A 21,323-nucleotide genomic window follows, 5' to 3' on the forward strand; every position below is an offset into this window, starting at 1 on the left:
GGCCACATGTCCCGCATCCCCACCGCCTTCATCGACGAACTCCTGGCCCGCACCGATATCGTCGATGTGGTGAACACCCGTGTGCAACTCAAGAAAAAGGGCAGCGAATACGCGGCCTGCTGCCCCTTTCACAGCGAAAAGACCCCATCGTTCTACGTAAGCCCCCGCAAGCAGTTCTATCACTGCTTCGGCTGTGGCGCCCACGGGACTGCCCTGGGCTTTCTGATGAACCACGACAACATGGGTTTTGTGGAGGCGGTGGAGGAACTGGCCCGTCGGGCGGGCATGGAGGTACCCCGGGAGGCGGGGCAACGGGAAGATAACGACCGTTTCGCCCGGCTGATCGCCGCCCAGGAAGCAGCGGCGGAGCATTTTATCAACAACCTGCGCCGGCACCCCCCGGCGGTGGACTACCTCAAGCAGCGTGGCCTCACCGGGGCCATCGCCCGGGATTATCGCCTCGGCTTTGCGCCGGACACCTGGGATGACCTGATACAGGCCATTTCCGGGCGTTTCAACGAGGAGGAGCTGCAAGCCGCCGGGCTCACCTCCCGCAAGGAGGGGGGGCGACCCTTCGACCGGTTTCGTGGCCGCATCATGTTCCCCATCCGCGACCAGCGCGGTCGCACGGTAGGCTTCGGCGGTCGCCTGCTGGGCCCCGGGGAACCCAAATACCTCAACACCCCGGAAACCCCCGTCTTTCACAAGGGCCAGCAGCTGTATGGCCTTTACGAGGCTCGCAAGGCAACGCCGCGCCTTGAGGAACTGCTGGTGGTGGAGGGCTACATGGATGTCATCGCCCTGGCCCAGTTCGGCCTGCGCAATGCGGTGGCCACCCTGGGCACGGCCACCACCCGCTACCATCTGGAGCGCCTGTTCCGGGTGGTCTCCCGGGTGGTGTTCTGTTTCGATGGCGATGCCGCCGGGGGCAAGGCGGCCTGGCGCGCCCTGGAGCAGGCCCTGCCCACGGTCCGCGACGGTCGCGAGGTGCGATTCCTGTTCCTGCCCCAGGGCGAGGACCCGGACACCCTGATTCGACGCGAAGGCCCCGAGGGCATCCGGTCCCGCATTGAGGCCGCCCAGCCCTTGTCCGATGCCCTGCTGGAGGGGCTGCGTGAGCGCCATGACGTGGAATCCCGCGAAGGGCGGGCTGCTCTGGGTGTGGAGGCCGCCAGACTTCTCACCACCATGCCCGAGGGGCTGCTGCGCAGTCAGATCATCGGCGACATCGCCCGCCTGTCGGGGGTGTCCAGCGAGCGGCTGGAGCAGCAGATGGGGGCGCCAGCATCCTCGGGCGCCCCCCTTCAGGCACAACCCACCCGGCCCTCGGCAAAACGGCAGGTGCCGGGCCGCAAGCTGGCTGTCACCCCCGTCAGGCTGGCGCTGTCACTGCTGCTGGAGCAGCCCTCACTGGCTGCCCGGGTACAGGACAAGGACTGGCTCAAGGCCGTGGAAGTGCCGGGCGCAAAGCTCCTGGCGAAGGTCCTTGAAACTCTGCATGCGCACCCCCATCTAACCACCGCAGCGCTGCTGGAGCGCTGGCGAGACAGCGAAGCGTGGCCGCATCTACTAAAATTGGCTCAATGGCAACCTCCACCCTCGGAGGAAACCCACCTGGAACGCATGCTCGATGATGCCCTGGCCCGCCTGTATCGCCAGTACGAACAGCAGCGGGCCGACACCCTGCTGGCCAGGGCGGCCCAGCAACCGTTGACGGAGGCGGAGAAGGCAGAGTTGAAGTCGGTACTCAAACCCGGAAAGGGCAAACCCGGCACGCAACACCCAGCCTGACAGGTCTACGCCTATTGAAAGTGGTCGTCAACCCATCGCAATGCTACAATTGATCGTTTAACCCCTGGCCAGCGCCTCTCCCGGTTCGCACAGGTCCAGCTTGAGCAGGTTTTCATGAATCACGAAGAACAGCAATCGCGCCTCAAGGAGCTCATCGCCAAGGGCAAGGAACAGGGCTTCCTGACTTACGCGGAGGTGAACGACCACCTCCCGGACACCATCGTCGATCCGGAGCAGATCGAAGACATCATCGCCATGATCAACGACATGGGGATCACTGTCCACGAGCAGGCACCGGATACCGACAGCCTGATCCTGTCCGACAACTCCGTGTCCACCGACGAAGATGCCGCCGAGGAAGCCGCCGCCGCGCTGGCCTCCGTGGACGGGGAATTCGGGCGCACCACCGACCCGGTGCGCATGTACATGCGCGAGATGGGCACGGTGGAACTGCTCACCCGTGAAGGCGAAATCAAGATCGCCAAGCGCATCGAGGAAGGACTCTCGCAGGTCCTGTTCGCCCTGGCTCACTACCCCAAGTCCATCGCCTCGCTGCTCTCCGAATACGGCCGTGTTGAGGCCGAGGAGATCAAGCTCACTGACATCATCGTGAGCTTCATGGACCCGCATGCCGACGAGATCGCTTCCGTGGCCCCGCCCCGCGAGGAATCCCCGGCGGCTCCGGCTACCGCCGCAGCCTCGGACGACAGCGACGCCGACAGCGACGACGGCGATGCGGATGATTCCGATGACGACGCCGCCCCGGAAGATACTGGCCCGGATCCGGAAGAGGCCCGCGCCCGCTTCACCCAGCTGGAGGCCATGTACGAGCGCGCCATGGAGTGCGCCGCCCAGGGCAAGAACGAGGAATATGCCCAGGCCCGGGAAGAGATGGCCCGCTACTTCATGGAGTTCAAGCTGGTGCCCCGCCTGGTGGACCAGCTCACCGCCGACCTGCATGACACGGTGGCCCGCATCCGTGGCCAGGAGCGCATGATCCTGCGCACCTGCGTGGATCAGTGCAACATGCCCCGCAAGGAGTTCATCTCCACCTTCCCGGACAACGAGACCAACCTGAAGTGGCTCGATGGCGTCCTCAAGGGCAAGGCCGCCCGTTACAAGACGCAGCTCGCCGAACACCGGGGTGACATCCTCAAGGCCCAGAACCGCCTGGTGGACATCCAGGAAGAGTCCTCCCTCACCATCGGCGAGATCAAGGACATCAACCGCCGCATGTCCATCGGTGAGGCCAAGGCCCGTCGCGCCAAGAAGGAGATGGTGGAGGCCAACCTGCGCCTGGTGATCTCCATTGCCAAGAAGTACACCAACCGCGGCCTGCAGTTCCTGGACCTGATCCAGGAGGGCAACATCGGCCTGATGAAGGCAGTGGACAAGTTCGAGTACCGTCGTGGTTACAAGTTCTCCACTTATGCCACCTGGTGGATTCGCCAGGCCATCACGCGCTCCATCGCCGACCAGGCCCGCACCATCCGCATTCCCGTGCACATGATCGAGACCATCAACAAGCTCAACCGCATCAGCCGGCAGATGCTCCAGGAGATGGGCCGAGAAGCCACCCCTGAGGAACTCTCCCAGCGCATGGAAATGCCCGAGGACAAGGTGCGCAAGGTACTCAAGATCGCCAAGGAGCCCATCTCCATGGAGACTCCCATTGGCGACGACGAGGACTCGCACCTGGGGGATTTCATCGAGGACGTGAACGTTCAGTCGCCCATCGACTCAGCCACCCGCGAGAGCCTGTCGGAGACCACCCGCGAGGTACTGGCCAGTCTCACCCCGCGCGAGGCCAAGGTGCTGCGGATGCGTTTTGGCATCGACATGAACACGGACCACACGCTGGAAGAGGTCGGCAAGCAGTTCGACGTCACCCGCGAACGCATTCGTCAGATCGAGGCCAAGGCCCTGCGCAAACTGCGCCACCCCTCCCGCTCGGAGATGTTGCGCAGCTTCCTCGACCTGGAGTAGACGTTTCTCCCGTGGGTCGGGCTACATCCCCGGGGCGTGTGCCCCGGCGTAGTCCGACCCCTTTCAAGACCTGCCCATCAATACCGGGCCTGTAGCTCAGTTGGTTAGAGCAGGGGACTCATAATCCCTTGGTCGTCGGTTCGAGTCCGACCGGGCCCACCATTCTCCCCTCATCACTCCTCCCGAGGCTTCCCGTACACCACCACATAGGCTCCGTATAGAAACAGGGCGCCGCCCACCGCCAGGAGGGGCGTGGAACCCATCATGAAGCCGATGTGCCCGATGACGTAGCCAATCACGAACCACCACATAGCCCGACTCCTCTCAAAAACGGGGACGACCCAACCCCAAAAATCGGCCAAGTCGCGCCGTACAGGTCGTTTTGCAAACGGCCCCGACCATGACGCGCCGGGGTGACAGATCCTCTTGGGGTACTATGATCCAAATGGGCACCCGGTTCCACCTGATGAACGTCGTGGGATTAGGGAGGGTGTGCACCTGCGATTGTCCCGCCCCAGCCCAACAGACTGACACAGATCAGGACGGCGAGCGTCGAGTACGGCCAAGCTGGGGAGGGACGGGGTGCGAAAACATCACATGGACAATGCACCGAGCAGATCCGATTACAGCCCTGTGGCTTATGTTGAGACCGGATTAGGGCTTAAACTGTATGCGGGTTAACCAATGGGTCGGTCAACGCAAACCTGTGGACGGGGCCGACCCCATCACAAACCAATAAGGGAGCGACCATGAGTACAGACTATCCGAGTGTTGGCGTAGCCTCCGGGCTGCCGCGCCATTCCTTTCCGCTGCGCGTATTGCACTGGCTGATTGCCGTTTTGCTGGTCTTCGCGCTGATTGGCGGGCTGACCCTGGGCACCCTTGGCCATGAGCGCCTGGTGGAACTGGTAGGCATGGACATGGCCAACATGGCCTATATAGCCCACAAGACGCTGGGCATCACCCTGCTGGGCCTGATGGTGCTGCGCCTGTTGGTGCGGTTGCTCCAGGGCACGCCGCCCTATGCGGTGGATCTGTCCGGATTCCAGCGGTTCATGAGCCGTTCGGTGCATTTCCTGCTGTATGTGCTGGTGATCGCCATGCCCATCGTCGGCTGGCTGGCCACGGCAGCTGCGGGCTTCCCGATCAACTTCTTCACCTGGGAACTGCCGCCCCTGATCGCCGAGGACCCGGCCCTGGCTGAACAACTGTTCCAGGCTCACATGATCGTGGCACTGTGCATCATCGCCCTGTTGGTGCTGCATATCGGTGCCGGCCTGCGTCACAAGCGCCGTGGCGACTGGGTCATGCACCGCATCAGCCTGAGCCGCTAAGGCAAGCGGGCCGCGCCCCACACCCGCGGGTGTGGCGCGGCCCGTCAGGTCATTTCAGCAATAAAAAAGCGGCCCCCGGGGCCGCTTTTTTATTCGGGCGCTTTCATCGAGACGCCCAGCCGAGCCAACGCTCAGGACTGAACCACTGAACTCGTCTGCGGCTGCTCCTGCCAGCGCACCCCCTGGGCATCCAGCGCCGCCAGGAGCATCTGAGTGGCCTCCATGGCGTCATCTGCCGGGCCCTTGACGCCCATCTCCACCTCGCGACAACCCGCCTGGGTGGAAGGCAGGCTGGACAGGCGAATACCGGGAAAACGCTCCATGACTGCCTCCATGATGGGCACCAGGTCCGACTCCGGTGTACCGCTGACCTTCACCAATCGCTCGATCACCGGCACCTTGCCGAACAGATGGGTGTAATGGGTGTCCAGCACCCACTCCACCATGGGCCAGGCCATGTTGGGAAAACCGGGTACACAATGATGATGCTTCATGCTGAAGCCCGGGATGCGATTGACCGGGTTCGGGATCAATGACGACCCCACGGGCAGCTCCGCCATGCGAATGCGATGGGGGTAGGCAGACTCCCCGAAACGCTCCTCCAGAATGGCCACGGCCTCCGAGTGCAGCGCCAGGTCCACCCCGGAAGCCCGGGCAAAGCACTGTCGGGTGCGGTCATCGGGCGTGGCGCCGATACCGCCAAAGCTGAAGACCACAGCGCCGCTGGCAAGCGTCTGGCGAAGGTTCTCGGTGAGCAGGTTGGCGTCATCACCCACAAAACGGGCGGATGACAGCTCCAGACCTCGCCGACTCAAGGCCTGAATCAGGAATTCCATGTGTTTGTCGCGGCGCTTGCCGGACAGCAATTCATCACCGATGATCAGGGCGGCGATATGCATGCCATCTTCCCCTCAGTTCTTCGCGCCCATGGCCATGGCCCGCTCCCGAGCCTGTTCCCCGGCCTCCCGCCTGGCTTCGTAATCGTACTTCGGGTCGGCTTCCGGCCAGCCCTGGATATGACGCAGGATGAGGTCAGCCAATGCGTTGGTATGGTCGCGGCGGGTATTCAAGGAGGGAATGTAGCTGAAACGCTCGCCGCCCGCTTCCAGGAAGGCCTCGCGGCTTTCGTCGGCAATCTCTTCCAGGGTCTCCAGGCAATCGGCGGAGAAGCCGGGGCAGACCACGTCCAGTGATTTCACGCCCTGCCCCGGCAACTCGGCGATGGTCTCCGAGGTATAGGGGGTCAGCCACTGCTGACGACCAAAGCGAGACTGGAAGGCCACCTGCCATTGATGCTCGGGCAGCCCCAGGTTCTCTGCCACCATGCGGGCCGTGGTCTGGCAGTAACAATGGTAGGGGTCGCCCTGATCCAGGTAGTCCCGCGGGATGCCGTGGAAGGAGAACAGCAACCGCTCGCCCTGACCATTGGCCTGCCAGTGCTCACGGATGCTGTCTGCCACTGCCTGAATATAGGCCGGGTCACCGTGATAACCCATGACGAAACGAATCTCGGGCACCCAGCGCCAGCGACTCACCTCCTGGGTGACCGCATCGAAGGTGGAACCGGTGGTGGAGGCAGCATACTGGGGATAAAGCGGCAGCACGAGAATGCGCCGGGCACCGGCACGGCGCAACTCTTCAAGGCCGGCGCGAATCGACGGGTTGCCGTAACGCATGGCCACGGCCACCTTGACCGGACCGGGGAGCAGTTCCGCCATCCGCTCGGCGACGGCGGCCCCCTGCGCCCGGGTGGTGGTCAGCAGCGGTGAGCCATCCTCGCCCCAGATCTGGGCATATTTGGCGGCACTCTTGCGCGGGCGCGTGTTGAGGATGAGGCCGTTGAGCAGCAGCCACCACAGCGGGCGCGGCGCCTCCACCACCCGCGGATCCCAGAGGAATTCCTTCAGATAGCGCTTGAGTGCCGCCGGCGTGGGTGCATCCGGGGTACCCAGGTTGGTGATCAGGATTCCCAAGCTCTGAGGGCTCCCATGACGATAGTCCGGCTCGCCAATGTAGGTCATGGTACGTTCTGCTTTTTGGTTTGAAGACAGCCCTGAGGGCGGACGATCAGAAGAGGCTGGCGCCGGGTCGTCCTTACGACGCGCCTCCGGGGCGGGGAGATCGACCGCTTCTCTGTACATCTCAAGAGCCATATATACTCCTCCCCCAAAACACAAGGCGAGACTGTAAACCGACGAGCGTCGATTCACCAGAGTTCAGGCGCCATGCTTTGACTTGGTTTCGGTTTTGTTGCTTTCCGACCCGGCGTGACCGCACTACTGCAACGCCCGAAGGCGCAACGGACTCGTCCGCGGAAAATGGGCCTGCAGGAATTCCATTTGATCCGCCAGCACCCGACGTCCCTGCAGGTAGATATATTCGGCATGGGTGGGCACGAAGGGCACGGCCAGCAATTGCATGGCCGCCTGCTCCGGCGTGCGACCTGCCTTGTGATTGTTGCAGCGCTTGCAGGCCGTGACCACGTTGCTCCAGTGATCCTGCCCCCCCTGACTGATGGGGGTGACATGATCCCGCGACAGATCCCGATACGGGAAGGGGTTGCCACAATAAAGGCATAGATGGGCATCGCGCTTGAACAGGGCCGAGTTGTTCAGTGGCGGTACGTAGCGTTCGCGCACCGCCTTGTTGGTGCCGTAGGTGGCGATGATGGAGTTGACCTCCACCACGCTACGGCGCCCGGACCGTGCATTGATGCCCCCGTGAATACGGTAAAGCAGTACTCCGCAGGTGAAGGCCACCTGCTGAGCGTGGTAAAGCCGCACGGCCTGCTGATAGTCGATCCACTCCATCGGCATGCCTGAAGCATCGGTGCGAAGCACCTGCTGAGTGAACTCAAACACCCCTGCGCCCCCCGGAGGTTATACCGGCACTTGAGGACTCTGCCCCAATCCCGCCCAGAAAGCAATTATCAAGCCGTTGAAACGCCTCGAAAGCTGCCACGGACAGACGTTTGATGTTCAAAGGCCGGTAAAATTCCGCTACCATGCCCTGTTTTTGGGCACTCCCCGGAAAAATTCATGAGAAACGGGCCTCACGGCCCCCGAGTGGTCAATATTCACCCCAGAACCGTTGCAGTCCTTCAACGCCAGGATCGGTCGAAAGCCGGCCATCATCCCTGCACGGGCAGACGGAGTTAAGCCATGCCGATCAAACTTGCAATACCCAAAGAGACCGACCGCGGCGAGCGGCGGGTCGCCCTGGACCCCGCGGTGGCCGCCCGATTCGCCAAGATGGGCCTCGAGGTCATGATTCAGAAGGGGGCGGGTGCCGAGGCTCAGTTCCCTGACGAAGCCTACGCGGATGCCCGCGTGGTCAACGATGCAAAAACACTGCTGGGCGAGGCGGACATCGTCGTCAAGGTGGCCCCACCCACGCAGGAAGAAGTGGACATGATGAAGGACGGCGCCATGATTGCCGGCCTGTTCCATGCCCACAAGCACCCGGAAGTGGTCAAGGCGCTGCAAAAGAAGAAGATTTCCAGTTTCGCCCTGGAACTGATTCCTCGCATCTCCCGCGCCCAGAGCATGGACGTGCTGTCGTCCCAGGCCGCAGTGGGTGGCTACAAGGCTGCCATCATGGGCGCGGATCTGTCCTGCCGCTTCTTCCCCATGCTCACCACCGCCGCTGGCACCATCCGCCCGGCCAAGGTGGTGGTCATCGGTGCCGGCGTGGCCGGCCTGCAGGCCATCGCCACCGCGCGCCGCCTGGGCGCCATGGTGGAAGCCTATGACGTGCGCTCCGCCACCAAGGAGCAGGTGGAATCCCTGGGGGCCAAGTTCCTGGACCTGGGCGTCAAGGCCGAAGGTGAAGGCGGCTATGCCCGCGAACTCACCGACGAGGAGAAGGAAAAGCAGCAGGAGGCCCTGGCCAAATTCATCAGCCAGGCCGATGTGCTGATCACCACGGCCGCCATCCCCGGCAAACCCTCCCCCATGCTGATCCCGCAGAAGATGGTGAACGGCATGAAGTCGGGTGCCGTGATCATCGACCTGGCCGCCGAGGGCGGCGGCAACTGCGAGCTCACCAAGCCCGGCAAGACCGTCACCAAGGGTGGCGTCACCATCCATGGGCCGCTCAACGTGGCCAGCCAAGTGCCGCTGCACGCCAGCGAGATGTACGCCAAGAACCTGCTCAACTTCCTCACCCCCATGCTGCCCGAGGGCAAGCTGGCGCTGGATTGGGAAGATGAGATCATTGCCAAGAGCTGTCTCACCCACGAGGGCGAGATCAAGCACGAAGCGACCCGCAGCCTTGTGGAAGGAGGTCAATCATGATCGAGGGTTTCGTTGCACTCTATATCTTCATGCTCGCCGCCTTCACCGGCTACGAGGTCATTTCCAAGGTGCCGGTGATCCTGCACACGCCATTGATGTCCGGCTCCAACTTTGTCCACGGCATCGTGCTGGTGGGCACCATGGTGGCCCTGGGCCAGGCGGAAACCGGTTTGCAGCAACTGATCGGCTTCGTGGCCGTGATCCTGGCCGCCGGCAATGCCGTGGGCGGCTATGTGGTCACCGAGCGCATGCTTGAGATGTTCAAGTCCAGCAAGGGGGCCAAATAAATGAGTTTCATCGTCAATCTCGCCTACTTTGCGGCGGCGGTCCTGTTCATCATCGGCCTGAAGCAGATGGCTTCGCCGGTGACCGCCCGTCGCGGCATCATCTGGGCCGGCTGGGGCATGGTCATCGCCACCGTCGTGACCTTCCTGCACCCCGAAGTCATCGGCTTCGTGAACTATCTGCTGATCATCGCCGGCATCGGCATCGGCGGCGGCCTGGCCTGGTACACGGGCAAGCGCGTGCCCATGACCGACATGCCCCAGATGATCGCCCTGTATAACGGCATGGGCGGCGGTGCCGCAGCCGGTATCGGTATCGTGGCCCTGATGGGCTCCTACACCATGAACTGGACCATTCAGTTCATTGCAGTGGCGGGTGTGATCATCGGCTCCGTGGCCTTCTCCGGCTCCCTCATCGCCTATGGCAAGCTGCAGGGCCTGATCAAGAAGTCGCTGCGCTTTGACATGCAGCAGAAGATCAACCTGGGTGTACTGGGCGCCACCGTGCTGCTGGGCATCATCATCGGCTTCAGTGGCGCGGAGGTGAATGGCACCCTGCTGTTCCTGTTCGTACTGCTGGCCCTGGCCTTCGGCGTGTTGATGACCATCCCCATCGGCGGTGCCGACATGCCGGTGGTCATCTCCCTGTACAACGCGCTCACCGGCCTGGCCGTGGGCCTCAAGGGTCTGGTGCTGGACAATGCCGCGCTGATGATCGCCGGTATCGTGGTGGGTGCCGCCGGTACGCTGCTCACCCAGCTGATGGCCAAGGCCATGAACCGGCCCCTGACCAACGTGCTGTTCTCCTCCTTCGGCGAGACGCCGAGCGGCGAGCAGGAAGAAGTCAGCGGCAGCATGAAGGAGATCGAGGCCTCCGACGCCGGCGTGATGATGGCCTTTGCCAACAAGGTGATCATCGTTCCCGGTTACGGCATGGCCGTGGCCCAGGCGCAGCACAAGATCTGGGAACTCACCCAGCTGCTGCAGGAGCGTGACGTGCAGGTGAAGTTCGCCATCCACCCGGTGGCGGGTCGCATGCCCGGTCACATGAACGTGCTGCTGGCCGAGGCCGGTGTGCCCTACGACATCATCTACGACCTGGATGAGATCAATAACGAGTTCAAGACGGCCGATGTGGCCGTGGTGATCGGCGCCAACGACGTGGTCAACCCCGTCGCCCGCTCCAACCCGGAGAGCCCGATCTACGGCATGCCCATCCTCAATGCCGACGAGGCGCACAACGTCATCGTCATCAAGCGCGGCAAGGGGGCGGGTTTCTCCGGCGTGGAGAACCATCTGTTCTACGCCGACAACACCCGCATGCTGTACGGCGACGGCCAGAAGGTGGCCGGCGAACTCATCGCCAGCATCAAGGAAATGGGCTGACCCCCTCGGGGTTGCCTGCTTGAAGAGCCCGGGCCTCGTGCCCGGGCTTTTTTTTGCGCGCAAGGGGCGGTAGGGTGCCAGTCCCCGGCCTTGAGTCATCAGGTGCATGCCGAGTTCATCCCCCCCCAGCATCGTTCAGGTCGCCGTGCCCACGCCACTGCATGGGCATTTCGACTACCTGCCCCCTGCACAGGGCCCCCTCCCCCCGGTGGGCGCGCGGGTGCGGGTATCCTTCGGACGTCGCCGGGTGGTGGGGCTGGTGGTGGGACATGGGCAGGATTCGGCGCTGCCGGATGTCCGGCTCAAACGCATCGAGGCCGTGCTCGACGAGACGCCGCTGCTGGACGCCCCACTGCTGAACCTGCTGCGCTGGGCCGCCGACTATTATCACCATCCCCTCGGCGAGGTGATCAGTGCCGCCCTGCCCCAGACCCTGCGCCAGGGCAAGCCGCCCATCGCCCGAGGCATCGAACGCTACCATGTCACTGAGTCCGGCCGGGCCATCGCCCCCGACAGCCTCACCCGCGCCCCCCGCCAGGCGTCGGTGCTGCATCGCCTGCAGGCAAATCCTGAAGGACTCACCCTGGAGCAATTGCGCGACGATCAGGACACCGATCCGCGCGCGGCCCTCAAGGCCCTGATCGACAAGGGACTGGTGGAGCGACATCACCGGCCCTGTCTGGAACCGCCCCGGGATGAACGCCCGGACGCACCGGCACTCAATGCGGCCCAGCAGGCCGCTGTCTCGAGTATCACGGAAAGCCTTGGGGGCTTTACGTGTCATCTGCTGGAAGGCGTGACCGGCAGCGGCAAGACCGAGGTGTATCTGCATGCCATCGAGCAGGTGCTGGCCCGGGGACTGCAGACCCTGGTGCTGGTGCCCGAGATCGCCCTCACCCCTCAACTGCTGGAGCGCTTTCGCCAGCGTCTGGCCACCCCCATCGCCGTGCTGCATTCCAGCCTGAATGAGGGCGAACGTCACTGCGCCTGGCTCTCGGCCCGCGGCGGCGAGGCGGGGGTGATCATCGGCACCCGCTCGGCGGTGTTCGTGCCCTGGGCGCGGCCGGGGCTGATCATCGTGGATGAGGAACACGATGCCTCCCTCAAGCAGCAGGAGGGCTTTCGCTATCACGCCCGGGATCTGGCCGTGATGCGTGGACACCGGGAGACGGTGCCGGTGGTGCTGGGCTCGGCCACCCCCTCGCTGGAGAGCCTGGGCAACGTGGAGCGGGGCCAGTACCAGCGGATCGAACTTCCCGCCCGGGCCGGGGGCGCGGTGGCGCCCCGGCTCAAGGTGCTGGATGTGCGCCATCAGTTCATGGATGAGGGCCTGTCGGTGAGTCTGCTGGATGCCATGCAGCGACACCTGGAGGCCGATGGCCAGGTGCTGCTGTTTCTCAATCGCCGTGGATTCGCACCTGCGCTGATCTGCCATGACTGTGGCTGGGTGGCCGATTGTCACCGCTGCGACGCCCGCATGACCTGGCATGCTGGCGCCCGACTGCTGCGCTGTCACCATTGTGGCCACGAAACCGGACTGCCGGCCCGCTGCCCCTCCTGCGGCAGCCCGCTGGCGCCCCGGGGCCAGGGCACGGAGCGCATCGAACAGGCCCTGCACAAGCATTTCCCCCAATATCCGGCCATTCGCATCGACAGGGACAGCACCCGCCGCAAGGGATCGCTGGAATCCGCCCTGGCGGGGGTGCGCGAGGGGCGTTATCGCATTCTGGTGGGCACGCAGATGCTGGCCAAGGGGCATGATTTCCCCAACGTGACCCTGGCGGCCATCCTGGATGCGGATCAGGGATTGTTCAGCGTGGATTTTCGGGCGGTGGAGCGTCTGGCGCAGACGATCATCCAGGTGGCGGGGAGGTCGGGGCGGGCCCTGCGGGCCGGCGAGGTGCTGATCCAGACCCATCAGCCGGAGCACCCCTTGCTGGCCAGTCTCTTGGGTGGCGGCTACGGTGCCTTTGCCCGCACGGCCCTGGCGGAGCGGCGCGAGGCGATCCTGCCCCCCTATGCCTCCCTGGCCCTGCTGCGGGCGGAAGCGGCCGATGCCCAGGCGCCCCTGGCCTTTCTCGAAAAGGCGCGTGATCATCTTCAGGCCCTGTCGCCCCCCGGCATCCACCCCTGGGGCCCGGCCCCCGCCCCCATGGAACGCCGCGCCGGCCGCTACCGGGCCCACCTGCTGCTGCACGCCACCCGCCGCCAGGACCTGCAACAGGCCCTGGCCCCCTGGCTGCCCGGCCTCCCCCGACTGCCCGGCGCCCGCCAGGTCCGCTGGTCCATCGATGTGGATCCGGTGGATCTGAGTTAGGGCCCGACGGGGCTCAGGGGCCACGCAGCCAGTTTTCCACCTGCAACCCCTCCACACGCTGGAACTCACGCATATTATCGGTCACCATCACCGCATCGAGCGCCATGGCCTGTGCAGCAATCCAGAGGTCGTTGGCACCGATCACCCGCCCCGCCCTTTCAAGTTGCGAGCGGATCCCCCCGTAGGCCATGGCCACGGCCCCATCCAGCGGCACCAAGGGCAGTCCCTTGCATAATGCATCCAGACGCTGCCGATTACGCTCGGGCCACTGGCTTTTCTGAACACCCACTTCCAATTCTCCCAGGACAACCGGTGAGAGAATGAGATCTTCCGGGGCCAATGCCTCGAGCCTTTCCAGAACACGGGACTCATGCTTGAGGGCAGCGATACAGACATTGGTATCCAGCAAATAGCGCATGGATCAGTTCCAGTCCGGCACGGGTTCGGGCGGCCGATCGTCCGGGGCACGCAGATCCATATCATCACCGCAGGGGATGGCACGGAACACGTCTGCCGCACTGCGATGCCGCTCCGGGACCAAACGTGCAATCACCTTGCCCCGACGGGTGATGACCACCTCTTCGCCGGCCTCCACGGCGGCCAGCAGGGCGGAAAATCGTGCCTTTGCCTCAACAACAGGAAAACTCTGCATGATGCCTCCGAGAGAATGACCTCATGGTCAGTCTATCAGCGGATCATCCACACGGTAAGTCCATTCCGCCGGAGCGCCCCCCGGGTATTCACCCACCCCACCAACCCCGGTAAAATCTGGCCAGCCAATCAGGCCCTCCGCCCCAATCTCGGATACCCAGAACCTTGAAACCTCAACTCCAGGCCCTTCTCGAGCAGTCCCTGCAAGCCCTCAAGCAAACCGGCGCCCTCAATGAGGGGCACCATGTGGAGGTGCAGCTGACCCGCACGCGAGACAAGGCCCATGGTGATTTCGCCACCAACCTGGCCATGCAACTGGCCAAGCCCATGGGCTCCAAGCCCCGGGACGTGGCCCAGACCCTCATCGATCATCTGCCCGAATCCCCATTGGTGGACAAGGTGGAGATTGCCGGTCCCGGCTTCATCAACCTGTTCATCAGCGAGACGGCCCGCCTGGCAGTGATCACCCAGGTGCTGGACTCCGGCGAGGCCTACGGTCGAAGCCATCTGGGGGAAGGCAAACGGGTGCAGGTGGAATTTGTCTCCGCCAACCCCACCGGACCCCTGCATGTGGGCCATGGCCGCGGAGCCGCCTACGGTGCCGCGGTGGCTGACCTGCTGGAGACCGTTGGCTTTGACGTGCATCGGGAATACTACGTGAATGATGCCGGTCGGCAGATGGACATCCTGGCCACCAGCGTCTGGCTGCGCTATCTGGAACGCTGCGGGGTGGAATTCCACTTCCCGGCCAACGGCTACCGGGGTGACTATGTGCGCGACATCGCCGACACCCTGTTCCAGGAACACGGCAACGACTACGCCATCAGTGCCGAAGTGCTGATGAACGACCTGCCCGCCGACGAACCCGATGGCGGCGACAAGGAAATCTTCATCGACGCCATGGTCGCCCGCGCCCAGGAGGCCCTGGGCGAGAACCGCTATCGCTACGTCTTCGAGCTGGGCCTGAACAGCATCCTGGACGACATCCGAGAGGACCTGGGCGAGTTCGGCGTCCACTACGACACCTGGTACTCGGAGCGCTCCCTCACCGAGAAGGGGTCGGTGAACCGCGCCCTGGAAACCCTGCGCAACAACGGTCAGATCTACGAGAAGGACGGTGCCCTGTGGTTCCGCTCCACCGAGTACGGCGACGAGAAGGACCGTGTGGTACAGCGGGACAACGGGCAGACCACTTACTTCGCCTCGGACATCGCCTATCACATGGAGAAGTTCGAGCGGGGTTATGACCGGGTGATCGATGTCTGGGGCGCCGACCATCATGGCTACGTGCCCCGGGTGAAAGCCGCCCTGCAGGCCCTGGGTCAGGACGATGCCCGTCTGGACGTGCTGCTGGTGCAGTTCGCGATTTTGTACCGCAGCGGGGAGCGGGTGCAGATGTCCACGCGCTCGGGCAGCTTCGTCACCCTGCGGGAACTGCGCGACGAGGTGGGCAAGGATGCAGCGCGATTCTTCTACGTGATGCGCCGCTGCGAGCAGCACCTGGACTTCGATCTGGACCTGGCCAAGTCGGAATCTGCCGACAACCCGGTATACTATATCCAGTATGCCCATGCCCGGGTGTGCAGCGTGCTGCGACAGATGCAGGCCAAGGGCCTGAGCCATGATCCGGCCAACGGCCAGGCGCATCTGGCGCGCCTGACCGAAGACCATGAGGCTGCCCTGCTCGGCGGCCTGGCCCATTATCCCGAACTGGTGGAAGCAGCCGCCCTGGCGGAAGAACCCCATCAGGTGGCCAACTACCTGCGGGATCTGGCCAATGACTTTCATACCTACTACAACGCCCACCAGTTCCTGGTGGATGATGCAGATCTGCGGGATGCCCGTCTGAACCTGATCCTGGCTGTGCGCCAGGTGCTCGCCAACGGGCTCAGGTTGCTGGGCGTGTCCGCACCCGAGGAGATGTAATGGCCCGCGCCACCCGACGTCAGGCCAGCCGACGCAAGCCCCCACCGCAGGAGAGTACGCCCCTGCCCGGTTGGGTGTGGGGTGTGGCAGGCCTGAGTATCGGCCTGTTTGCTGCTCTGCTGATCTATCTGGAAACCCAGCGCTCTTCCGACGACGTGCCCCCCCAGGCCCGCGTGGAGCAGGCACCACCAGCGGCGCCGCAAACGGAATCACGGCACCGGTTCGAGTTCTACACCCTGCTGCCGGAACTGGAGGTGGTGGTCCCCGAACCCCGCGTGGACCCGCCGTCGGCCCCAGGCGGCCAGCCGCCACCGCCGTCGCGGGTGGAGGAGCCCGGCGAGTACATCCTGCAGGCAGGATCGTTCCGGGGTTCCCAGGACGCTGACCGCATGCGCGCCAGCCTGGCCATGCTGGGGGTGGAAGCCAGCATCCGTCAGGTGGAAGTGAACAACGACACCTGGCACCGGGTGCAGGTGGGGCCCTTCAGCGACCTGGATCAACTGAACCGCATCCGCGATCGTCTGCATGACAATCAGATCCAGACGATGATGATGAGAAAGCCCGGATCCGGTTGAAGCCCCTCCTGAGCCCCTCTCCCCCTCGGGGAGAGGGGTTGGGGTGAGGGCCGGCCCAAGGCAAAATAGGCGCCATGTCCACCCCCTCCCCCGACACCCTGCTATCCCGCCTGCCCCATTGCCTGGCCCCCGACCGCCCTACCCTGGCCAAGGATGTGGACCGCCTGCGTCGCCGCCTGAACGCCGGCAAACCCGCCGATCGTCTGCAGACTCGGCTTGAGCAGCGCATCCAGGCCTCCACACAGGCTCGTGAACAGCGCCTGACCACGCTGCCCAAGCCCGATTTCCCCGAAGATCTGCCCGTCAGCGCCCACCGTGATGAGATCGCCAAACTCGTCACTCAACACCAGGTGGTGGTGATCTGCGGCGAGACCGGCTCGGGCAAGACCACCCAGCTCCCCAAGATCTGCCTGTCCCTGGGCCGGGGCGTGGATGGCCTCATCGGCCACACCCAGCCACGACGCATCGCCGCACGCTCGGTGGCCAACCGCATCGCCGAGGAACTGCATGGCCGTGTTGGCGAGACCGTCGGCTTCAAGGTGCGTTTTTCCGACCACGTGGGTCCGCGAAGCCACATCAAGCTCATGACCGACGGCATCCTGCTGGCGGAACTGCGCTCCGACCCGGACCTCACCGCCTACGACACCCTGATCATCGACGAGGCCCATGAGCGCAGCCTCAACATCGACTTCCTGCTGGGCTATCTCAAGCGCCTCCTGCCCCGTCGACCTGATCTGAAGCTGATCATCACCTCCGCCACCCTGGCGCCGGAGCTGATCGCGGGGCATTTCGACAATGCCCCCATCTACACCGTGCCCGGGCGCACCTACCCGGTGGAGGTCCGCTATCGCCCGGTGACGGGGGACGATGATGCCGATACCGATCGGGATCTCAACGATGCCCTGCTGCAGGCCGTGGACGAACTGGCCGCCGAGGGCCGTGGCGACATCCTTGTATTCCTGCCCGGGGAGCGGGAGATCCGCGAGGCCGCTGAGGCCCTGCGCAAGCATCACCCCAAACACACGGAAATCCTGCCGCTTTATGCCCGGCTCTCGGCGGCGGAGCAGAACAAGGTGTTCGCCCCCCATACCGGCCGACGGGTGGTGCTGGCCACCAACGTGGCGGAGACCGCCCTCACCGTCCCCGGCATCCGCTATGTGATCGACTCGGGCCTGGCACGGGTGGCACGCTATGCCTGGCGCTCCCGGGTGCAGCGACTGTCCCTGGAGCCCATCTCCCAGGCCTCGGCCAATCAGCGCGCGGGGCGCTGTGGGCGACTCGGCCCCGGCATCTGTGTGCGTCTGTATGCCGAGGAAGACTTCGCGCTGCGGCCCGAGTACACCGACCCGGAGATACTGCGCTCCAACCTGGCCTCTGTGATCCTGCAGATGGCCCATCTCAATCTGGGCGATCCGGAGCAGTTCCCCTTTGTGGAACCCCCGGATACCCGCCTGATCCGCGATGGCTTCAAACTCCTGGAAACCCTTCAGGCGGTGGACGGGGCCCACCGGATCACCGACGTCGGTCGGCAACTGGCCCGGCTGCCGGTGGACCCCATGCTGGGCGCCATGCTCCTGGCCGGTGCCCGCGAGCAGGCCCTGGCGGAGGTGAACCTGATCGTCTCCCTGCTGGCCATCCAGGATCCGAGGGAACGGCCTGCCGACAAACGTCAGGCGGCCGACGAGGCCCACGCCCGTTACAGGGAACCCGGATCGGACTTCCTGAGCTATCTGAACCTATGGAAGGCCTGGCGGGAACAGTCCCGGCACCTGTCCCAGTCCAAGCTGCGGGCCTGGTGCCGGGAGGAATTCATATCCTTCCTACGCATGCGCGAATGGCAGGATCTGCACGGCCAGCTGCGCCAGCATCTCAACGAATTGGGTCTGAAGGAGAATCAGGAACCCGCCGAACCCGCCGCCATCCACCGCGCCCTGCTCACCGGCCTGGTGAATCAGATCGGCGTGAAGACCGAGCGGGGCGATTATCTGGGCGCGCGTAACCGTCGCTTCCATATCCACCCGGGATCGGGCCTGTTCAAGGGCTCACCGGGCTGGGTGATGGCGGCAGAGATCGCCGAGACCACACGGGTGTATGCCCGGGAGTGCGCCGCCATCCGGCCCGACTGGTTGGAAACCGTGGCCGGTCACCTGCTCAAGCATCACTATTTCGATCCCCACTTCGAGCCCCGGCGGGGCACGGTGGGGGCCTACGACCGCATCACCCTGCACGGGCTGATCATCAATCCCAAGCGCAAGGTGAACTACGGCCGCGTGGCCCCGGAGGATGCCCGCCGGGTGTTCATCCGCGAGGGGCTGGTGGCTGGACGCCTGCGCAGCCGGGCCGAGGCCCTGGTGCATAACCGGAACCTGATCCGGGAGATCGAGGACCTGGAAGCCCGCGGCCGGCGCCGGGACTTGCTGGCCGACGAGCAGGTGCTGTACGACTTCTATGACAGCCGCATTCCCGCCCGGGTGCATGATGCCGCCTCCTTCGAGCGCTGGCGCAAGCAGGCGGAACGGGAGGATCCGTCCATCCTGCATCTGGACCGGGACACGCTGATGCAGCGCGACGCCCCGGGACTGGATGCGGATCAGTTCCCCGACTCGCTGCACACCAGCGGGCTGCGTCTGCCCCTGAGCTACCATTTTGACCCGGGCCACGAGGCCGACGGCGTCACCCTCACCGTGCCGCTGACGGCCCTGAATGCCCTGGACCCTGACGTGGGCGATTGGCTGGTCCCCGGCCTGCTGGAGGAGAAGGTCACCGCCCTGATCAAGAGCCTGCCCAAGGCCATCAGACGCCATTTCGTGCCGGCCCCGGAGTTTGCCAAGGCCGCCCTGGGGCGAATGGGGGAGCCACGGGGGCCGCTGATCCCGGCCATCAGCCGGGCGCTGCGGGAGATCACCGGCACCGACATCCCCCTGGATGAATGGCATCCGGACAGGCTCGAGCCCCATCTGATCCTGCGTTACCGGGTGGTGGATGCCCAGGGGCAGCAACTGACCGCCGGGCGGGATCTGGAGGCCCTCAAGGCCGAACTGTCCGGCCATGCCCAGGAAAGCTTCGAGGAACATCGCCCCGAGGGCTTCGAGCGTGAGGGGATCACCCAGTGGGACTTTGGTCCCCTGGAGGAATCGGTGGAGTTCGAGCAGCACGGGGCCACACTGAAGGGCTACCCGGCCCTGGAGGACCGTGGCGACAGCGTTGCCCGGGTGATCATCGATAGCCCCGTGCGGGCCCGGGCCACGCATCGGGCCGGGCTGCGTCGGCTGTTCATGCTGGGGGTTCGGGATCAGGTGAAATACCTCTACCGCCACCTGCCCGACATCCAGCGCCTGTGCCTGCAGTACAACGCGGTGGATCGCTGCGAAGTCCTGAAGAATGACCTGGTCTTCGCCGCCGTGGAGCGGGTGTTCATGGCCGAGCCCTGGCCCCGGGATGCCGAGGCCTTCGAAGCACGCCTGGAGGCCGGGCGCAGTGAGTTGGTGGGGCAGTGCAACGAACTATGTGAGCAGCTGGGCACGATCCTGGCGGCCTACCAGGGCATCCGCTCACGCCTGAAGGGTGCCCTGCCCCTGTCCTGGATCGAGGCAGCGGGGGATGTGCGGGATCAGCTGGATCACCTGATCTACCCGCATTTCCTGCTGGAGACCCCGCCCCAGTGGCTGGCCCGATACCCGCAGTACCTGGCCGGCATCGAGCGTCGTCTGGAGCGCCTGGACCAGGCTCCGGACAAGGACCGCCGCGCCCGGGTGGACATCGAGCCCCTGTGGGAGGATTGCAAGGCCCGTCTGAAGGCAGGTGTGCACCCTGAGCGTGAAGCGGAGTTGCAGCGCTATCGCTGGCGCATCGAGGAGTTGCGCCTTTCACTGTTCGCCCAGGAGATCCGGACCGTCGAGAAGGTGTCGGTGAAGCGGCTGGAGGAGGATCGAAAGGCGCTGGATCGGGCCTGACGCCGGAGGCTTCGACGCCCCCTTCCCGGCTTTACGCCCGCACCAGAACCCCGAACTGCCCGAGCACCCCCTCACTCTCCGGGGCCGCCCGTACCTGACGGAGCAGATCATCAGCGCCAAGCCCCTGTTCCGCCAGTCGCTGCCGGTAGTACTCCACGTAATGGGGCACGATGCGCTCATCAAACTCCGGGTGGAACTGCAGCCCCCAGGCCCGCTCGCCGAAACGGAAGCCCTGATGGTCGTCCATGTCACTCCAGCCCAGGCGCACCGCACCCGCCGGCAAGGTGAGCACCGACTGGCTGTGACTCACCTGGGCCGAAAATGCCTTGGGTAATACGCTGAAGAGCGGATCGCCGGCGGCCGCATCAGTCAGATGCACCGTGGTGGTGCCCACCTCGATACCCCGGGGGTTATAGTCCACATGCCCCCCCAGGGCCCAGGCCAGCAACTGGTGACCGAAGCAGATCCCCAGGATCGGCACACCCCGGTCCACCGCCCCCGTCAGCCAGTGGGCCGTGCGCACCATCCAGTCAGCCTGCTCGGTCACCATGGACCCGGACCCGGTGATGGCCACGGCCGCGACGCTGCCAGCATCCGGCAAGGCCTCCCCCGCCTGCACATCAACCACCCGAACCTGATCCAAAGACCAGACCATCCCGCGGGCGATCCAGTCCCCGTAGTCACCAGGATGATCCTGCAGCGAAGGGATCTTGGTCCCCGTCTTGATGATCAGCAGCGTTCTCATTCAGGGCATCCTTTCAGAAGAGGGGCCAGACCCCGTTTTCAACAAATGAACAAATGGGGACTGTCCCCTGTTCCATTTCA

The 21,323-nt window shown here is 64.6% G+C and carries 17 protein-coding genes and 1 tRNA gene; 11 read left to right on the forward strand and 7 right to left on the reverse strand.

Annotated features, from left to right (window positions below; all coding sequences use genetic code 11):
- Nucleotides 1-6: 6 nt before the first annotated feature.
- The 3 genes from dnaG to LPW30_RS12050 all read left to right on the forward strand — a co-directional run bounded on the left by dnaG (nucleotide 7) and on the right by LPW30_RS12050 (nucleotide 3,939).
- Complete coding sequence (gene dnaG, locus LPW30_RS12040; protein WP_239680969.1) at nucleotides 7-1,791, forward strand: DNA primase; 1,785 nt, start codon at nucleotides 7-9, stop codon at nucleotides 1,789-1,791.
- A gap of 48 nt (nucleotides 1,792-1,839) precedes the next feature.
- A complete protein-coding gene (rpoD, locus tag LPW30_RS12045) occupies nucleotides 1,840-3,777 on the forward strand; it encodes an RNA polymerase sigma factor RpoD (RefSeq protein ID WP_338018819.1) in 1,938 nt (645 codons plus the stop codon).
- A gap of 85 nt (nucleotides 3,778-3,862) precedes the next feature.
- Nucleotides 3,863-3,939: transfer RNA gene (locus LPW30_RS12050), tRNA-Ile, on the forward strand.
- Nucleotides 3,940-3,950: 11 nt separating this feature from the next.
- Here LPW30_RS12050 and LPW30_RS12055 read toward each other — a convergent pair.
- A complete protein-coding gene (locus LPW30_RS12055) occupies nucleotides 3,951-4,088 on the reverse strand; it encodes a hypothetical protein (RefSeq protein WP_156946849.1) in 138 nt (45 codons plus the stop codon).
- 438 nt (nucleotides 4,089-4,526) lie between these two features.
- On the opposite strand from LPW30_RS12055, the gene LPW30_RS12060 reads away from it, so the two are divergent.
- Entirely contained in the window at nucleotides 4,527-5,111 is a 585-nt protein-coding gene (locus LPW30_RS12060) for a cytochrome b (RefSeq protein WP_025281744.1), read from the forward strand.
- 131 nt (nucleotides 5,112-5,242) lie between these two features.
- Here LPW30_RS12060 and LPW30_RS12065 read toward each other — a convergent pair whose 3' ends face one another.
- The 3 genes from LPW30_RS12065 to LPW30_RS12075 form a co-directional block, all read right to left on the reverse strand.
- Nucleotides 5,243-6,010: a competence/damage-inducible protein A gene (locus tag LPW30_RS12065; RefSeq protein ID WP_025281745.1), complete on the reverse strand. Its 768-nt coding sequence runs from the start codon at nucleotides 6,008-6,010 to the stop codon at nucleotides 5,243-5,245.
- A gap of 12 nt (nucleotides 6,011-6,022) precedes the next feature.
- The gene (hemH, locus tag LPW30_RS12070) at nucleotides 6,023-7,132 is read right to left on the reverse strand and encodes a ferrochelatase (RefSeq protein WP_238625129.1); all 1,110 of its coding nucleotides are present in this window, start codon (nucleotides 7,130-7,132) and stop codon (nucleotides 6,023-6,025) included.
- A 255-nt stretch (nucleotides 7,133-7,387) separates the two neighbouring features.
- Complete coding sequence (locus tag LPW30_RS12075) at nucleotides 7,388-7,927, reverse strand: HNH endonuclease (RefSeq protein ID WP_051582720.1); 540 nt, start codon at nucleotides 7,925-7,927, stop codon at nucleotides 7,388-7,390.
- Between the two features lie 345 nt (nucleotides 7,928-8,272).
- On the opposite strand from LPW30_RS12075, the gene LPW30_RS12080 reads away from it, so the two are divergent.
- The 4 genes from LPW30_RS12080 to LPW30_RS12095 all read left to right on the forward strand — a co-directional run bounded on the left by LPW30_RS12080 (nucleotide 8,273) and on the right by LPW30_RS12095 (nucleotide 13,393).
- A complete protein-coding gene (locus tag LPW30_RS12080) occupies nucleotides 8,273-9,406 on the forward strand; it encodes a Re/Si-specific NAD(P)(+) transhydrogenase subunit alpha (protein ID WP_025281748.1) in 1,134 nt (377 codons plus the stop codon).
- On the forward strand, nucleotides 9,400-9,693 hold the full coding sequence (locus LPW30_RS12085) for an NAD(P) transhydrogenase subunit alpha part 2 (protein ID WP_025281749.1): 294 nt from the start codon (nucleotides 9,400-9,402) through the stop codon (nucleotides 9,691-9,693). The genes LPW30_RS12080 and LPW30_RS12085 overlap by 7 nt, the downstream gene beginning before the upstream one ends.
- Entirely contained in the window at nucleotides 9,694-11,076 is a 1,383-nt protein-coding gene (locus LPW30_RS12090; protein ID WP_025281750.1) for an NAD(P)(+) transhydrogenase (Re/Si-specific) subunit beta, read from the forward strand.
- Between the two features lie 106 nt (nucleotides 11,077-11,182).
- A complete protein-coding gene (locus LPW30_RS12095) occupies nucleotides 11,183-13,393 on the forward strand; it encodes a primosomal protein N' (RefSeq protein WP_239680971.1) in 2,211 nt (736 codons plus the stop codon).
- Nucleotides 13,394-13,406: 13 nt separating this feature from the next.
- Here LPW30_RS12095 and vapC read toward each other — a convergent pair whose 3' ends face one another.
- Entirely contained in the window at nucleotides 13,407-13,811 is a 405-nt protein-coding gene (gene vapC, locus LPW30_RS12100; RefSeq protein ID WP_238625133.1) for a type II toxin-antitoxin system tRNA(fMet)-specific endonuclease VapC, read from the reverse strand.
- Nucleotides 13,812-13,814: 3 nt separating this feature from the next.
- The gene (locus tag LPW30_RS12105) at nucleotides 13,815-14,045 is read right to left on the reverse strand and encodes a type II toxin-antitoxin system Phd/YefM family antitoxin (RefSeq protein WP_239680972.1); all 231 of its coding nucleotides are present in this window, start codon (nucleotides 14,043-14,045) and stop codon (nucleotides 13,815-13,817) included.
- Nucleotides 14,046-14,209: 164 nt separating this feature from the next.
- On the opposite strand from LPW30_RS12105, the gene argS reads away from it, so the two are divergent.
- From argS to hrpA, 3 genes are all read left to right on the forward strand, one after another.
- A complete protein-coding gene (gene argS / locus LPW30_RS12110) occupies nucleotides 14,210-15,970 on the forward strand; it encodes an arginine--tRNA ligase (protein ID WP_025281753.1) in 1,761 nt (586 codons plus the stop codon).
- A complete protein-coding gene (locus tag LPW30_RS12115) occupies nucleotides 15,970-16,545 on the forward strand; it encodes an SPOR domain-containing protein (RefSeq protein ID WP_239680973.1) in 576 nt (191 codons plus the stop codon). The genes argS and LPW30_RS12115 overlap by 1 nt, the downstream gene beginning before the upstream one ends.
- A gap of 74 nt (nucleotides 16,546-16,619) precedes the next feature.
- Nucleotides 16,620-20,498, forward strand: a complete 3,879-nt coding sequence (gene hrpA, locus LPW30_RS12120; protein ID WP_239680974.1) for an ATP-dependent RNA helicase HrpA — start codon at nucleotides 16,620-16,622, stop codon at nucleotides 20,496-20,498.
- A 31-nt stretch (nucleotides 20,499-20,529) separates the two neighbouring features.
- On the opposite strand, the gene LPW30_RS12125 is transcribed toward hrpA, so the two are convergent.
- Nucleotides 20,530-21,243 (reverse strand): glutamine amidotransferase, encoded by a 714-nt coding sequence (locus LPW30_RS12125; protein WP_239680975.1) that lies wholly within the window; start codon nucleotides 21,241-21,243, stop codon nucleotides 20,530-20,532.
- Nucleotides 21,244-21,323: the final 80 nt, after the last annotated feature.

The organism is Ectothiorhodospira variabilis, assembly GCF_022227625.1.
In the GTDB taxonomy this organism is placed as follows: Bacteria; Pseudomonadota; Gammaproteobacteria; order Ectothiorhodospirales; family Ectothiorhodospiraceae; genus Ectothiorhodospira; species Ectothiorhodospira haloalkaliphila.